At 71.6% G+C, this 14885-nt stretch carries 15 protein-coding genes; 11 read left to right on the top strand and 4 right to left on the bottom strand.

The features are described 5' to 3' along the window. The first annotated feature begins 10 nt into the window (after positions 1 to 10). The 5 genes from ASF27_RS13375 to ASF27_RS13355 all read left to right on the top strand — a co-directional run bounded on the left by ASF27_RS13375 (position 11) and on the right by ASF27_RS13355 (position 4214). Positions 11 to 499, top strand: a complete 489-nt coding sequence (locus ASF27_RS13375; protein ID WP_056266720.1) for a Crp/Fnr family transcriptional regulator — start codon at positions 11 to 13, stop codon at positions 497 to 499. A gap of 207 nt (positions 500 to 706) precedes the next feature. Next, positions 707 to 1135, top strand: coding sequence for a hypothetical protein (locus tag ASF27_RS13370; protein WP_056266717.1), 429 nt, complete (start codon positions 707 to 709; stop codon positions 1133 to 1135). 78 nt (positions 1136 to 1213) lie between these two features. After that, the gene (gene dapD, locus ASF27_RS13365) at positions 1214 to 2056 is read left to right on the top strand and encodes a 2,3,4,5-tetrahydropyridine-2,6-dicarboxylate N-succinyltransferase (RefSeq protein WP_056172465.1); all 843 of its coding nucleotides are present in this window, start codon (positions 1214 to 1216) and stop codon (positions 2054 to 2056) included. 184 nt (positions 2057 to 2240) lie between these two features. Beyond that, the gene (locus tag ASF27_RS13360; protein ID WP_056172462.1) at positions 2241 to 3116 is read left to right on the top strand and encodes an alpha/beta hydrolase; all 876 of its coding nucleotides are present in this window, start codon (positions 2241 to 2243) and stop codon (positions 3114 to 3116) included. A gap of 204 nt (positions 3117 to 3320) precedes the next feature. Continuing rightward, on the top strand, positions 3321 to 4214 hold the full coding sequence (locus ASF27_RS13355; RefSeq protein ID WP_082479087.1) for a phosphatase PAP2 family protein: 894 nt from the start codon (positions 3321 to 3323) through the stop codon (positions 4212 to 4214). Between the two features lie 213 nt (positions 4215 to 4427). Here ASF27_RS13355 and ASF27_RS13350 read toward each other — a convergent pair whose 3' ends face one another. Both ASF27_RS13350 and ASF27_RS13345 read right to left on the bottom strand, forming a co-directional pair. After that, positions 4428 to 5186 (bottom strand): TerC family protein, encoded by a 759-nt coding sequence (locus ASF27_RS13350; protein WP_056172459.1) that lies wholly within the window; start codon positions 5184 to 5186, stop codon positions 4428 to 4430. Between the two features lie 52 nt (positions 5187 to 5238). After that, positions 5239 to 6168 (bottom strand): lipid kinase, encoded by a 930-nt coding sequence (locus ASF27_RS13345; protein WP_056360722.1) that lies wholly within the window; start codon positions 6166 to 6168, stop codon positions 5239 to 5241. Positions 6169 to 6530: 362 nt separating this feature from the next. Here ASF27_RS13345 and ASF27_RS13340 point away from each other — a divergent pair, with 362 nt between their 5' ends. From ASF27_RS13340 to ASF27_RS13330, 3 genes are all read left to right on the top strand, one after another. Beyond that, a complete protein-coding gene (locus ASF27_RS13340; RefSeq protein ID WP_056172453.1) occupies positions 6531 to 7385 on the top strand; it encodes a hypothetical protein in 855 nt (284 codons plus the stop codon). Between the two features lie 54 nt (positions 7386 to 7439). After that, positions 7440 to 8678 carry a hypothetical protein gene (locus tag ASF27_RS13335; protein ID WP_082479085.1) on the top strand — a complete coding sequence of 413 codons (1239 nt, stop codon included), beginning with the start codon at positions 7440 to 7442 and terminating at the stop codon, positions 8676 to 8678. A gap of 287 nt (positions 8679 to 8965) precedes the next feature. Further along, positions 8966 to 9178, top strand: coding sequence for a DUF1127 domain-containing protein (locus tag ASF27_RS13330; RefSeq protein WP_056172448.1), 213 nt, complete (start codon positions 8966 to 8968; stop codon positions 9176 to 9178). 115 nt (positions 9179 to 9293) lie between these two features. Here the strand turns inward: ASF27_RS13330 and ASF27_RS13325 are convergent, their stop codons facing one another. Then, complete coding sequence (locus ASF27_RS13325; RefSeq protein WP_244481007.1) at positions 9294 to 12239, bottom strand: phosphoenolpyruvate carboxylase; 2946 nt, start codon at positions 12237 to 12239, stop codon at positions 9294 to 9296. Positions 12240 to 12519: 280 nt separating this feature from the next. On the opposite strand from ASF27_RS13325, the gene ASF27_RS13320 reads away from it, so the two are divergent. From ASF27_RS13320 to ASF27_RS13310, 3 genes are read left to right on the top strand one after another with little or no spacing between them, the layout of a single operon-like run. Next, positions 12520 to 12789 carry a hypothetical protein gene (locus ASF27_RS13320; RefSeq protein WP_056172445.1) on the top strand — a complete coding sequence of 90 codons (270 nt, stop codon included), beginning with the start codon at positions 12520 to 12522 and terminating at the stop codon, positions 12787 to 12789. Between the two features lie 11 nt (positions 12790 to 12800). Further along, positions 12801 to 13532: a hypothetical protein gene (locus ASF27_RS13315; protein WP_156467519.1), complete on the top strand. Its 732-nt coding sequence runs from the start codon at positions 12801 to 12803 to the stop codon at positions 13530 to 13532. 32 nt (positions 13533 to 13564) lie between these two features. Further along, entirely contained in the window at positions 13565 to 14014 is a 450-nt protein-coding gene (locus ASF27_RS13310; RefSeq protein ID WP_056172440.1) for a cupin domain-containing protein, read from the top strand. On the opposite strand, the gene ASF27_RS13305 is transcribed toward ASF27_RS13310, so the two are convergent. After that, on the bottom strand, positions 14011 to 14880 hold the full coding sequence (locus ASF27_RS13305; protein WP_056360714.1) for a DMT family transporter: 870 nt from the start codon (positions 14878 to 14880) through the stop codon (positions 14011 to 14013). The two genes, ASF27_RS13310 and ASF27_RS13305, sit on opposite strands and share 4 nt — an antisense overlap. Positions 14881 to 14885: the final 5 nt, after the last annotated feature.

Raw genomic sequence — 14885 nt, 5'->3', positions numbered from 1 at the left:
ATAGGGCGGCTTGGGGCTGGACGACGACATCGCAATCCTGGCCGGCGCCCCCCTGTTCGGATTCCTGGGCCGCGACGCCCTGCGCCTGCTCTCCTTCGCCGCCGAGCGGCGCAGCCTGGGCTCCGGCGACCGGCTGTTCGCCCGCGGCGACGCCTCGGATGGCGGCTTCGTCGTCCTGTCGGGCACCATCGCCCTGGCGCCCCGCGTGGCCGGCGGCGAGACCATCACGCTCGGCCGCTCCGCCCTCATCGGCCGCCTCGCCCTGCTCCTGCCCGGTGAGCGGCCGACGGACGCCCATGCGGCGGCGGCGGCGGAGGTACTCCGCATCACGCCCGTCCTGATGCGGCGGGTGCTGGCGGAATTCCCGCAGGCCGCGCAGGCCATCCACGACGAACTCGCCGACGACCTGACCTCCCTCGCGGGCGACCTCGACCGGGTTCGCCGGCGCTTCGATGCCGTGACGCCCGTGCTTCGGGGTGATGGCGGCGCGGTGGCATAGCCCGCGCGGCGCCTGAGCCAGCAACGTGAGCCCGCGCGGCGCCCGAGCGCCGGTCCCCGGAGTTCGGACGGTCCTCTTTCGATCGATGTCGCGAATGCTCACGACCGCGTGAGGGCTTTCCTAAGACACGCGGGCGCAGGCTGGATCAGCGGAACGGGTGAGGGGGATCGGTGGAGTTCCGGCCTTCCTCGGAGACACTTCAGGACCATGCTGAACCATCTCGCGCAGGACGCGCAGGACCGGCGGGCGCAGATCGCCGGCGTGGCCTTCCTCGGCCTCGTCAGTCTGGGAGCCGTCTACGCCGTCGCGGTCTATTCCGGCCGGCTCATGGTCTGCCACGAGACCAACAGCTCCCTCACCGACCAGAACTTCATCGACATCATGATCGGCAACATCGTCCGCGAGGGCGATCACGGTGGACGCGCCTACGGCAACCGTCTCGACTACCTCGACGACCGGACCGAGTGCTGCACCATCGAACGGATCACGGACCGGCTTCCGTCGGGGGCGCCGGGCAAACCGGAGGTTTCCGTCTCGGCGAAGTACTTCAACACCACGCGCAAGGACTACGTCCTGATCCAGCGCCGCTTCGACGCCTGCGGCCACGCCGCGTCGAAACCCCTGACCGCCGGCTGACTGGGTGACGCGGCCGAGGTGACAGGGCGGCCGGGCTTTTGTAAGCACGGAACCCTCGTCTCATCCCCGGAAGCCGTCATGTCCCACGCCGACCTCGCCACCACCATCGAGACCGCCTGGGAGGAGCGCGCCGGCATCGACACCGGCACCAAGGGCGCCGTGCGCGACGCCGTGGAGCACGCCCTCGACCTCCTCGATGCCGGCAAGGCCCGCGTCGCCGAGAAGGTGGACGGCGAGTGGCAGGTCAACCAGTGGCTCAAGAAGGCGGTGCTGCTGTCCTTCCGCCTCAACGACATGGAGATCATCCATGGCGGCCCCGACGGCGCGACCTGGTGGGACAAGGTCCCGTCCAAGTTCGAGGGCTGGAAGAAGAAGCATTTTCGCGAGGCCGGCTTCCGGGCGGTGCCCGGCTGCGTCGTGCGGCGCGGCTCCTACATCGCGCCCGGCGCGGTGCTGATGCCGTCCTTCATCAACCTCGGCGCCCATGTCGGCGAGGGCACCATGGTCGACACCTGGGTCACCATCGGCTCCTGCGCGCAGGTGGGGAAGAACTGCCACATCTCCGGCGGCGCCGGCATCGCCGGGGTGCTCGAGCCGCTCCAGGCCAATCCGGTCATCATCGAGGACAACTGCTTCATCGGCGCTCGCGCCGAGGTGGCCGAGGGCGTGATCGTCGGCGAGGGCAGCGTGCTCTCCATGGGCGTCTACATCGGCGCCTCCACCAAGATCATCGACCGGTCGACGGGCGAGGTCATGTACGGCCGCGTGCCGCCGTACTCCGTCGTGGTCTCCGGCACCACGCCGGGCAAGGACCTGCCGGACGGCACGCCCGGCCCGGGCCTGTACTGCGCGGTCATCGTCAAGCGCGTCGATGCCGGCACCCGCTCCAAGACCGCCATCAACGAACTGCTGCGGACCTGAATCCGTCGGCGGACCCCGGTCGAGCGCAGGCTCGGCGGGGTCTGGCCCCCCGCCGGCGGGCAGACCCGTCCGGCGGATCGCCGCGATCCCGCTTCGGAGCGGCGGGAGCACTGGTATTGTGCCGCATGTCGGGGGGAGGGGGGCGACCCCATCTTGCCGACGACGCACCCGTTGGAACTGCGCGATGATCGAGCCGGCCTGCTCCGCCCGTAGCCTGTCCCTCACCGTCGCCGGACGGCCGCTGCCGACGCCGTGCGACGTGATCGGCAACGGTCCCGATGCCCTGCTGCTCCCCGCCCTGTCGTCGATCTCGGCCCGGGCCGAGATGCGGCCGCTGGCGCGGGACCTTGGCCATGACTTCCGATGCCACGTACCGGACTGGCCGGGCTTCGGCGACCGGACGCGGCCGCGGATCGCCCTGAATCCCACCACGATGCACGGGTTCCTCGACGCCCTGCTGGCGGCGGAGCGCGGCCCCTATGCGCTCGGCGTCGCCGCGGGCCACGCGGCGGGTTATCTCGTGGCGGCGGCCCGACGGCATCCCGGCCTGTTCGCGCGTCTCGTCCTCGTGGCGCCGACCTGGCGCGGCCCGTTCCCCACCATGATGGGACCGAACCGGCGCGGCCTCATCGCGGGCATCCGCCGCGCCGTCGAGCTGCCGGTGCTCGGCGAAGCCCTGTACCGCCTCAACATCAGCCCGCCGGTGATCGGCCGGATGATGCGGGCCCACGTCTACGCCGATCCCGCCCACGTCACGCCGGGTGTCATCGCCGACAAGCACGCCGTCACCCGCCACCCCGGCGGCCGCTTCGGCACCGCCGCCTTCGTCACCGGCGGCCTCGACCCGTGCGAGACCCGCAAGGACTTCCTCGACCTGTTCACCGATGACGGCCTGCCGCCGATCCTCGTCCTGCGCCCCGAACGGGCGCCGCGCCGCTCCGGCGCCGAGATGGATGCGCTCGTCGCCACCGGCCACGTCGCCCGCGCGTCGGTGCCGGGTGCCCTGAGCCCGCACGAGGAGTATCCCGGCGAAGTCGCGGCGGCGATCCGCGCGGCCTGAGGGCGCGAGGGGCGTCACGAAACGCCCGGGGAAAGGTCTCAACGGCGCGCCGGCGCGGCGAGTGACAAAACACGCCGTCGGGCACCGTTCAGGCGGCGTGTGCGAAGGATCGGCCCTTGCCATAGGGCCGTTACATGGGAACCCTATGACACGAGGCTGCTCCGCCTTTCGTCCCCAGTTCCACACACGCTCTCAGAGACGCCGATGGCCCGCCTACCCTTCGCCCTCGTCCTCCTCGCCACCGTCGCTGGAATCGGGCCGGTCTGCGCCGAGGATATGCAGCCCAAAGATCCACTGGCCAAGGATGCGCCCGTCAAGGATGCACCCGGCAAACCCGCCTCCGCCCCCTCCGTGGCCACCACGCCGGTGACGCCGGCCAAGGTGGCGCGCCAGCCTTATCTCGCCGACGCCGTGGCGCCCGACACCGTGGCGATCCTCCCCGCGCCGCCGCGCGGCCAGTCGGCGGCGGAAACCGCCGACAAGGCCGCCTTTACGGCGACCCGCTCCCTCAAGGGCACCCCCCGCTGGGTTCTGGCCACCACGGACGTCGCCGACGGCGCCTCGGCGATTCTCGACGATTTCGCCTGCGTCATCGGCCAGCGCATCGATCAGGCCCGCGCACCTGCCCTGATGACCCTGCTGGAGCGCTCGCGCCTCGACATCGCCCGCGCGACCCGGGGGCCGAAGGAACATTACCGCCGTATCCGCCCGTTCGTCGGCAACGACGCGGAGATCTGTGTCGTCCGCTCGGCCGAGATCGCCAACGCGTTCAGCTTCCCCTCGAGCCACGCGACCCAGGGCTGGACCTACGCTTCGATCATGGCCGCGCTGATGCCCGAGAAGGCGACCCAGTTCTTCGTGCGCGCCCGGTCCTACGGCGAGAGTCGCGTCGTCTGCGGTTTGCACTGGATGAGCGATGTCCAGGCCGGCCGTACCGCCGGAAGCATCGTCTTCGCGGCCCTTCAGGGGGATGCGGGGTTCCGGGCCGATCTGGAGCGGGCCCGGGCGGAAATCACCAAGCTCGTCGCCGGGGGGGGCTCGCCGCCCGATCAGGCGATCTGCAAACGCGAGGCAGCCGGCACTGAATCCATCCTCTGAGACTGTCTCCGGATGATCCATTCGGAGACGGTCTCAGGCAGCCCGCGCGGCGCCTCGGCGAAGCCCAAATCCGCATCGCGAAGCGATCGACCGGATTTGCTATAAAACCGCGCCGCTCGTCCGCCTGCGGGCGGGACGTCGTGTGCCGATACGAAGAAGGCCCGCCGGAGCGATCCGGCGGGCCTTCTTGTTTTCCCGTGAAACCGACGGGTCCTACCCCTTGGCGGGGCCGGCTGCGCCCTGCTTGGCCCTGCGGCGACGCCGGGACAGCATGTTGAGGCCTTCGACACCGGCCGAGAACGCCATGGCGGTGTAGATGTAGCCCTTGGAGACGTGGGCACCGAACCCCTCCGCGATCAGCGTCATGCCGATCATGATGAGGAAGCCCAGCGCCAGCATCACCACCGTGGGATTGGCGGCGATGAAGCGCGAGAGCGGGTTCGCCGCCACCAGCATCACCGTCACGGCGACGACGACGGCCACCACCATGATGGGCACGTGCTCGGTCATGCCCACCGCCGTGATGATGCTGTCGATGGAGAACACGAGGTCGAGGACGAGGATCTGGCCGATGGCCGTGGCGAAGCCGAGGGTCACGGCCTGCCCCAGGCCCTTGTCCTCCGGCTCCGGCTCCATGGTGTGGTGGATCTCCTTGGTGGCCTTCCACAGCAGGAAGAGACCGCCGCCGATGAGGATCAGGTCGCGCCAGGAGAAGGCGTGGCCCAGCACCGTGAAGACCGGCTGCGTCAGGGCGACGATGTAGGCGACGGTCCCGAGCAACCCGAGGCGCAGCACCAGGGCGAGGCCGATGCCGATGCGCCGCGCCCGGTCCTGCTGGTGGGCCGGCAGCTTGTTCGTCAGGATCGAGATGAAGATCAGGTTGTCGATGCCGAGGACCACCTCCATCACGATGAGGGTGGCGAGGGCCGCCCAGGCGGTCGGGTCGCTGAGAAGGGGAAGGATGCTGTCCACGGGAGGGCTGTTCCGAACGTCGAGAAGGGCAGGGTACTAGAAGGCGAAGGTACTAGAAGGGCAGGGTGAAGGTAGGACGCGCGACGCCCGGGCGCTGCGACGCCTCCGGCGCGAAGATGCGGACGGCCTTGGGGAAGACCTTGAAGTGGGCCGGCGTGTAGGTCGACAGCTCGCCGTCGGTGTTCACCGGCCGGGGCTTCTTCGTCTTCACCACGATTTCGGTGGTGTGGAAGGCACGCACGTCCGCGGCCTTCCCTTGCGTGCCCCGCCGCAGGGCCGGCAGCAGTGCGAGCAGCCGCCACCAGTGCTTCACCTCCAGGCTGTAGAAGTCGAGCTTGCCGTCGTCGACGGTGGCGGTTTCCTCCACGGTCATGCCGCCGCCGTAATGACGCCCGTTGCCCACCGAGACCTGGATGGTGGTGATCGTCTCGGTCTGCCCGTCATGCTCGAGATAGACCGTGAACGGCCGGACCCGGCGCAGGACCCGCATGGCGGCGATGCCGTAACCGACGGTGCCCCACTTCTTCTTGGATTCGGCCGTGAGGTCTCCGGCGAGCTCGGCCGAGAAGCCGATGCTGGCGACGTTGAAATAGTAGTGGCCGTTGACGCAGCCGAGATCGACCGGCCGGGCCTCCTCCGTGGCGATGAGGGTCGCGGCCGCCACCGGATCGGGGGGCAGGCCGAGGGAGCGGGCGAGGTCGTTGGCGGTTCCGAGCGGCAGGATGCCGAGGGGCAGGCCCGTCTCGACGAGGGCGGGCGCCGCCGCGTTCAGGGTCCCGTCGCCGCCGCCGAGGATCACCAGGTCGCTTTGCGCCGCATGCCGCTTGATGACGGCCGTGCAGTCGGGATCGCCCGGTGGCTCGAAGGGTTCGATGCCGCCCTCGCGCAGGGCCTCGCGCACGGCATCGAGGGAGAAGCCGCCGTTGCGGGCATTGGGGTTGACGAGGAGGAGGCCCCGGCGGGCCTGCGGACCGGCGCTCACGCGGAGGCCTCGGGAACGGTGCGACGGGAAATCTGGATCGGCATGGGGTTGGAGACCCTCCGGTGCGTTCGCGCCGCGTGAGCGCAAAGGCAGAGAAGGGGTCCGACATCACGGTCAACGCCTCGACCGCCAGAGGGGCCCGGACCCAGTACGGTCAAGGTGGGTTGCCCGCCCGGGATGGCAAGGCCGAAGGCATCGGGAAAGCGGGATCGTGAGGCTGTGACCCTGGCGCCACGGTCGCGGATCATCGTACGTTGAGCGTCGATGGCGCGAAACCGAGCGCGCTCACGAAACGTTCAACCCCCATCGACCGCTCTGCTCCCCGAACCTTTCGCATCGGTCGCGACCCCGGTGATGATGCCATGCGCTACGGTTCGTGTTCCGTCTGCTTCGCCGCGTTGATGGGCGTCCTCTGGATCGGTGGGCCGGCCCAGGCCCAGTCGGGACCGGGCTGGATCGATCCGCCGGCCAAGACCGAGGGCAAGGCCCAGGGCATGACCGAGACGAAGGGCGATGCGGCCAAGGCCGGATCCGGCAGCGAGCCCGAAGCCCGGACCGGGGCGAGGATGCAATCGGATTCCGGCACGCCGCGGGCCTCCGCCAGGGCGGAACCGAGTCCGCCGGCTGCGGTGCGCCGCCCGGCTCGTCCGTCCGCCCGGTATCGGGGGCCCGAGGATGCGCCGCCCCGCCGCCTGTCGCGTGTCCCCGCCGTGCCGGCGACGCCCATGGCGACGGCAGCCCCCGCAACGTCCATGGCCTCGGCCGACCGGTTCCCCGAATGGGCCGCCGCGGCGGAGCGCCTGAGCGACGACTATCTCGACAGCGTCTCCGCTCCGGGCCTCGGTCTCGTGACCGCCGCACCGCGCTTCTACGGCGAGCGTGTGCGCTTCCATGGCCGGGTCGTTTCCCTGGCCGCGCTGATGGCCGAGAAGCGCCGCTTCGCCGCCCGCTGGCCGGTGCGCCGCTACGAGCCGCAATCCGGCGCCACGCGCACCGCCTGCAACGCCGCCACCGCGACCTGCATCGTCCGCACCACCTTCGACTACCGCGCGGAGAACCCGGCCCGGGGCACCCGGGCACAGGGTGTGTCGGACCTCGTTCTCACCATCGACCTGTCCGGCCCCCGCCCGGTCATCGTCTCGGAAACCAGTCGCGTGCTGCGCCGCTATGGTCCGGGGCCGCTCGGCGCTATAGCGGGACGCACGCGCGGGGCGTGATCCCGCTGCGTCGTAGAATCACTGGGAGTGGTCCACGCCTTGGAAGTGAGCGCCTTGAAACCCCGTGATCCGCGAGAGGGACCGGGCGATACCCCCGACGCGTTGGCGCGCGCCGCCCTGCGGACCCGGATCGCCGAGGAGATCGCCGCCCAGGGCGGCCATCCCCTGGCGCAGCGGACCCTCCAGCTTCTCACGGAAGCCGTGGCCGAGCCGCAGGACGCGCCGCCGGGCTACCGGATCCTCGACCGGGCCGGCCACCCGCGTCGCGGCCCCGCGGGGCCGAGCGAGGGCACGGGCAAGGCCGGCCCCGAACCGACCGTCGATTCCGAGCCGGCCATGACCCTGGCCGATTTCCTCGCGGACCTGCGCCGCCTTCACCCGGCCCTGTTCGTGCCGTCGGTGCCCGAGGCCGCCGCGCCTGCACCCGAGGCCGCGTCGGAAGGCGCCGCCGCTAGGGAATCCGCCACTCCGGTGCCGGCCGCTCCGGGCGCCGCAGCCCGGTTCGTCGAGGCCCGATCCACGCAGGCCAGACGCGCCCTCGCCCGTTCGGCCACCCGTGGTCGAGCCCTCGCCGGGCAGGCGACCGAGCGCTGGCAGGGCCTGCGCCGGCGCTTCGCTGCGCCTCTTGCTGCGACGTCCACGGAGTCCGCGCTCCCATCGACGGAAACGGCGACCCGGCCGGGCGGCCTCGGCGCCTTCGCGCGCCAGGCGGCGGGGCGGGCGCGGGGCGGTTTCGCCGACACGGGCGCGCGCCTGCACGGGACCATGCGGGAGGGTGGGGTGCTTCGCGACCGCCGGGTTCTCGCCGCCGGCGCCGGCCTTCTCGGGCTCGTCGTCCTGATCGCCGTGGCCCAGCGCTCCGGCGAGGACACCCAAACGCCATCGCCGCCGCCGGTCTCCGACGCCGCCCCGTCCGCCACCGAGACGGTTCCCCCCGCCGTGAGCGAAGCGGCGAAGCCCGTCGGCGAGCGGGCCGCCGATGCCTTGACCGGCCCCGTCGAGGTCATCGACACCGCGACCCTGCGCGTGGCGGGGAAGCTCGTGCGCCTGTTCGGCGTCGAATGGGTACGCGGGGGCCAGGCGGACGAACTCACACGCTATCTCGCCGGACGCACGGTCACCTGCCAGCCCGTGGCGGGCAGCGAGGCGCGCCTGTGTAACGTCGACGGCCGCGACCTGTCGGAGGTGGTGCTGTTCAACGGCGGCGGCCGCGCCTCGTCGGAGGCGACGCCCGATCTCGTCGCCGCCGAGGATCGTGCCCGGACCGAACGGCTGGGCGTCTGGGCCCGCTAGGGACCGTGCCCGACCGCTCCGGACCGGATCACCCCGCCCGAACCGCGTTGAGCCGGGGTGTCCCCCGCGAACCCGCTTCCGCTCAACCGGACGGCACGCCGGACCGAAGCTGAAAAACTGGGCTGGATTGCATCGAGCTTAAGCAATCCCTGCACACTCCATGCCCAAGGAGCATGGCTGACCCACCCGCTTTCCCTCTCGTCGTTGCAGTGCACAAACCTTACTTTCCGATCAGACGCCGCCGAACGAGACCAGGGCGGCAGAGACAAAGCCGGAAAGCAAAGCCCGTGACCCTCTCCCTCATCACCAGCCTGAAGTCCCGCTGGAAGGACAACGAAACCGCGCGCCAGATCGCCCAGCTGACCGACCGCGAACTCGCCGATATCGGCGCCCAGCAGATCGGTGGCCGGATCCTCTCGAAGGCGCAGAATTACCGCGTCGCCGACGGCCTGCGTGGCACGCAGTCGCCGCTTCGCTACGCTTCGTTCCCCTCCGCCTGACCTATCATCCCGACCCGCCCGGCCGATCCGGCCGTCGGGTTCTTGGGAGTTGCCTGAACACGCCGGCCCCTCGTGGCCGGCGTTTCCATGTGCGGGGCAACACAGCGCCGTCCGACTACCCGAACGCCCCGACCTCGTGCTGGATCATGCCGGAGAGCTCGCGCACCCGGGCGAAGGAGCGGCGGATCGGCTCGAACAGGGTGTTGTGCTCGGCTTCATAGGTGCCGACGTCGCGTGGCCCCGCCGGCTCGCCAAAGTTGAGACCGAGCGTCGGGTCCGGCGTCACCGGGAAGATGTCCTCCAGGAGCGTCAGGCAGCCGTCGATGTCGAGGCGTAGGAACCGCTCGATGAGGGCCTCCCGGCTGATGCCCGATTGCGGCCGGAAGCCGGGGATGTGCACGGCCAGGAACCAGATCCGGTGGATCAGGGCGAGGCGGATTGCGTGCAGCAGGGTCAGGCGGGGCGACATCTTGCCGAGGTCGGGTGCCGCCGCCTGGAGGCTGAGCCAGTCGCAGGTGAGCCGTCCGAACAGCCGGCGCAGGTCCGGGGCCAGGCGCAGGCGGTCGAGGGCCGTGGCGATGACCACGAGTTCCTCGCGGCGGCCGTCGCGCTGGGTGCGCCGCGCCCGCTCCAGCCACACCGCCGGGTCGAGGGTGTCGACGTAGGCGCGCAGCACGTCGAGGTCGCCGACGCTGGCCGCGTGCTGGACAAGGCGGAAGGCGCGGGAGAACCGCACGGAATCGCGGCGCATATCGCGAAACAGGTCCGGCGCCCGGCCGGCGGCCCGGCCGATGCCGTGCAGGGAATTGGCGAGGAAGCCGAGCTGCTGCAGGATCGCGTTGTTGGGGATCGCCCGCATCTGGCGCGGATGGGTGATCATGCTCGGGCCCCCGCCATCGGATTGGCGCGCCACGGGGCGCGAGCCGGTGCGGTCGAGGAGGCTCGGGCCGAAGGTGCCGAGCAGGGCGGCGTAGCCCGGGTCGTCGACGAGGGTCTCCATGTCCTGGCGCACCACCGTGAAGAACTCGGCGGAGAAGTCGGCCTCGCCGTAGATCGGGTCGTCGGCCTCGTCGGCACCACTCGTCGCATCGGACAGGACATAGTCGGCAAACGAATCGTCGTCGGTGAGATCCAGGGCGAAGACGTGCTCGGCGATGCGCTCCACCGTGGCTTTCGCGAGCGGCAGGGTGCCGAACATGAGGTAGCCGTCCGAGCCCTGGAAGCTCGATTCGAGACGGACCCGGATGCCCGCCGCGCGGTTGCGCCGGCGCGCATCCTCGGGGGCGAGGTAGGCGAGGCGGTCGCGCAGGCTCGTCGGGTGGGCGCCCCGGCCGATGGATTCGCCGTGGGTGTCGAAGATGGCGAGTTCGACGCCGGTGAGATCGTTCTGCACCATGAGTTCGGTGATGCGCAGGCGCAGGCGCTCGATCCAGAAGCTCGCGGCGAGCTGGCCGACGTAGCGGCCGGAATCCGAGTAGCCGAACTGCACCGTGAGGCGGCCGATGCGCTTGAGGTATTGCCGCCAGTGCGGGTTGCGCAGGGCGTCGTCGAGGACGCGGATGCCCTGCTCCAGGGCCGAGGCGGTCTCGAACAGGGGCGTGATCTCGACCTTGTCGGCGATCCCGTAGTGCCGGGCGAGCCAGAGGGCGGCCAGCAGGGTGTAGCCCGTCTCCGTCTCGGCGATGAGGAAGCGCACGGGATGCGTGCCGTCCACGTGCTTGAGGATCTGGGTGATGGTCATCATCAGCCGGGCGGCCGAAGCCCGCTCGGCGGCGAGCGCCCCGAAATCCACGTCCACGGCGTGGACGTCGTTGAGCAGCGCGTGGATCGTCGAGAGGTGGGAGCGGCGCTGGGCCGCGTCGGTCGGCTCGCCCTCGAGGTCGGTCACCCGACGCACGGCGTTGTGGATCTGGCTGGCGTTGAGCCGGAAATGGGGCAGGGCGTTGGAGAGGCCGTGGGTGGCGATGCCCGAGCGCAGGATCGCGATGGCGCGCCGCTCCTCGTCCGTCGCGACCCCGCCCATGGCCCCGGCGAGGCCGGCGAGGATCGCGGTGGCGTCGGTCTGGGCGCGCTCGCGCTCGATGATGAGGGCGAGGGCGAAGCGGTGGACCGCCTCGAGGGACGGCTTGGTGCCGAGGCGCGGGGCCACGGCGAGCTGGCGATTGACCGCCGCCAGCGCCCCGGCCGTGAGGTCGCGGACCACCTGGGTCGCGGGCACCTGCGGCAGGTGGCGCATCACCCGGTCGAGCTGCATGCGCTTCGATTCGATGCGGTAGCGCAGGGTGTCCCACCACCCGATATCCGTGCGCCCGTCCGTGTCGCAGCCGACCCAGCTGGCGATGGCGAAGGGTTTCGGCACGAGTTCGGTCCAGCGGTCGGGCCAGCGCTGGCGGGCGGCCTCCAGGAGGGCGTCGTTGAAGGCGTCCAGGGCCGAACGGCCGTGATTGGCCGCGACGCAGGCCTGTTCGAACTCGTCGTCGAGGGAGATGGCCGGATCGGGCCGGGTGGAGAGGGCGGCGGCCTTCTCCGTCAGGGGCCGGCGCGCGGCCGCATCCGCCTCGCTCGCGGCCTCGGCGATGAGGCCGGCGACCGCCCGGGGCATGCCGAAGGTCGGATGCGCTGTGAACACCACGGCAAAGCCCGTGCGGCCGACGAGGTCGCGAAACGCCTCGAAATCGCCCTGGCGCTTCGGGATCGCCGCGACGAGGCGTGCCGGCGTGTGGGCCTCCTGCCCGGAGGCCGCATCCCGCTCCAGGCCCACATAGGCGCGCAGGCGCTCGGCCCGTTCGGCCAGGGCCTGCGCCCGTAGCCGGGCGAACAGGCCGTCGAGGACCTCCTCGCCGATCTCACCGCGATCGAACCGCCGGGTGATGGCCAGGGTCACCGCCAGGACGGGGTTGCGGAACGGATCCTCCGCCGCCTGTTCGCGGGATTCCTCGATCAGCCCGAGGAGATCCGCCTCGAGGGCCTCGGGCGCGAGGACCCCGTGGGTAGGAACCCCGTGGGCAGGAACCCCAGGGGTCGGAACCGCGTGATCCGGGCTGCGGTCGTGCATGCGCATCGATGGACCTTGGTGACGGGGTGGACGGGGACCGTCATAGGACAATCCGGTGGCGGTGGGGCGATCCCCGGGCCGGGCATCCCCAGACAGGCAGGTATCCCCGCTGGGCACCTGTATCCCGCCGGGCAAGGTATGCCCCGGCGGACGGGTATGCCTGCCCGACATCGCCACCCGGACGTTCGACGCCCGTGCGGTGCCACGCAAGGACCGTTCCGGGTCCGTCTCCCAAGCCGGGCGGCGGATGCATCGCCGGCCATCCTGGGGTAACGCTGACGGCGGCATGGAAACCACCCTGATCCTGGCCGCGATCGCGGTCTTCACCCTCTCGTGCATCGTGGTGATGGCGATGATGGCCCGCGCACGGCGGCCCGAACTGCGCATGGCGCGCGAGGAGGATCTGATGGAGGACCTCATGGAGGAGGACGAGGAGACCCTGATGCGCAGCCTGCAAACGCCCCGGACCAGCCCCATCGACCGTTCCGCGACGATCCTGCCCATCGAGCCGCAACCGGATGTCCGGCGCCTGCCTCCCGGCGACGGCACCCGATGACGGATCCGCGGATGCGTCCCACCCGCCCGACCCCCACGACCCGCTCGGGTCCTGCGGCCCGCCTGGCCCTCGCCGCGCTCCTCGCCGCCTGGACGCACGCCGCCGCGGCTCAGGAGCCGGCGCCGGACGAACCGGCCGCCGCCGCCCCCCCGGTGCGAAAGACGGTGCCCCGCAAGGTCGCGCCGGCCAAGCCGAAGCCGGTCGCGCCGCCGCCCGCCGCCAGCGCACCGGAGACCCTCACGCCGGCGGCGCCGCCACCCGCCCCGCGTGCGGACCTCACCGTCGCCTGCGCGGAGAAGGCCGCCCTCTACGAGGGACCGAAGAACTTCTCCGTCTGGGTCACCCGGACCGGGCTCATCGTGGTCGAGAACCCCCTGCTGCCGCTGACGCCGGAGACGGCGCGGGTGCTGCAAGTCGTCATCGCCGGCAAGGTCGCGACCGCCTACGGGCCGGACCTGTACGCCCTGCGCCGGGGCGGCGCGCCCGCCGCCCTGGAGGGGGCGAAGGGTGGGACCATCCGCTGGGACGCGACCCCGACGCCCCTGCCCGACACCCTCAACATCGTCTCGGAGGCGGGCCAGCCCCTGGCACAGCTCGCCTTCCAGTCCTGCGGCGAGGCGCCGACCGTCAGGGCGGCCCCCGTGGCCAGATCCAACCCGGGCACCAAGCCCAAGGCCCGTCCGAAGACGGCGCCCGAAGCCCCTCCGGGGATGCGGCTGCCGGCCTCGGCCCTGGAGCCCTGATGCCGTCTCACCCGCAACAGAACGGAATGCCCATGGGCCCTGGACCGGGCGGCCCGACCGCCGCCGAAATCATCGCCCGCTTGCGGTTGGCCCCGCACCCGGAGGGCGGGCATTACCGCGAGACCTTTCGCGATGCCCGCACCATCGACGGGCGCTCCGTCGGCAGCGCGATCTATTACCTGCTCGATACGGGCGAGGTCTCGGAGTGGCACCGGGTCGATGCCGCCGAGATCTGGCACTGGCACGCCGGCGCGCCGCTGGTGATCACCCAGAGCCCCAACGGGCACGACGCGACGGCGGCCTATCTCGGCCCCGACCTCGCGCGCGGGCAGCAACCGCAGATCGTCGTGCCGGCCGGCCATTGGCAGACGGCCACGAGCCTCGGGGCCTGGACGCTGGTCGGCTGCACGGTCGCGCCGGCCTTCGAGTTCGCCGGCTTCGAGATGGCTCCCCCGGACTGGCGGCCGACCCCGCGGACCTAACGGTCGCCGGCCCGCGAGGCCCGGACGGCGATCCCGGCGCCCAGGATGATGAGGGCGCAGGCCAGTCCAAGGGCCGGGCTCGGGTCCGCGTAGCCGCCGGCCACGAGGGTGATGGTCGAGAGCACGGGCGCCGCATAGGCGGCGACGCCGAGGAGCCGAAGGTCGCCCCGTTTCACGCCGACGTCCCAGAGGTAGAAGGCGGCGCCCACGGGGCCGAGGCCGAGGGCGAGGACCGCGCCCCATTGCACGGCGTCCACCGGCCACAGCGTCGTCTCGAAGGCCCAATGGCAGGCGAGGCTCAGGGCGGCGGTGCCGAGGCAGAAGCCCGCCACCGCGTCCGTCGGCACCGCGCCGACCCGCGCGGAGAGCACGGAATAGGCCGACCAGACGAAGGCGGCCGCCAGAGCCGCGAGGTAGCCGGGCAGTGCCCCGGGCTGGAAATCGAGGCCGCCCCGCCCGGCGAACAGGGCCACGACGCCGGCCAAGCCCAGGGCGGCGCCGACGAGATGCTCGGCGCGCAGGCCGGCCGCGCCCGGCATCTGCGCCGACAGGAGCACGATGAGCAGGGGCCAGAGATAGTTGATCAGGCCGGCTTCCGCCGGCGGCGCGAGGCGCAGCGCGGCGAAGTAGAGGGAATGGTAGCCGAACAGGCCGCCGATGCCGAGGAGCCAGACCGGCCAGGGTTGACGCAGGGCACGAAGACCCGGCGGACGCACGATCCAGCTGGCGCAGCCCGCGAGTCCCCCGATGGCGAAGGTCATCGCGGCGAGCTGGAACGGCGGTACCGCCCCCGACAGCGCCGTCAGCAGGGCGAGCAGCGACCACAGCAGGATAGCACCGAAGCCGAGAAGAGTCGCGGTGGACATGGAGG

Source organism: Methylobacterium sp. Leaf102, assembly GCF_001422425.1.
Classification (GTDB): domain Bacteria; phylum Pseudomonadota; class Alphaproteobacteria; order Rhizobiales; family Beijerinckiaceae; genus Methylobacterium.
The sequence above is the reverse complement of the archived record's forward strand: the minus strand, read 5'-3'. Positions and strand labels throughout refer to the sequence as shown.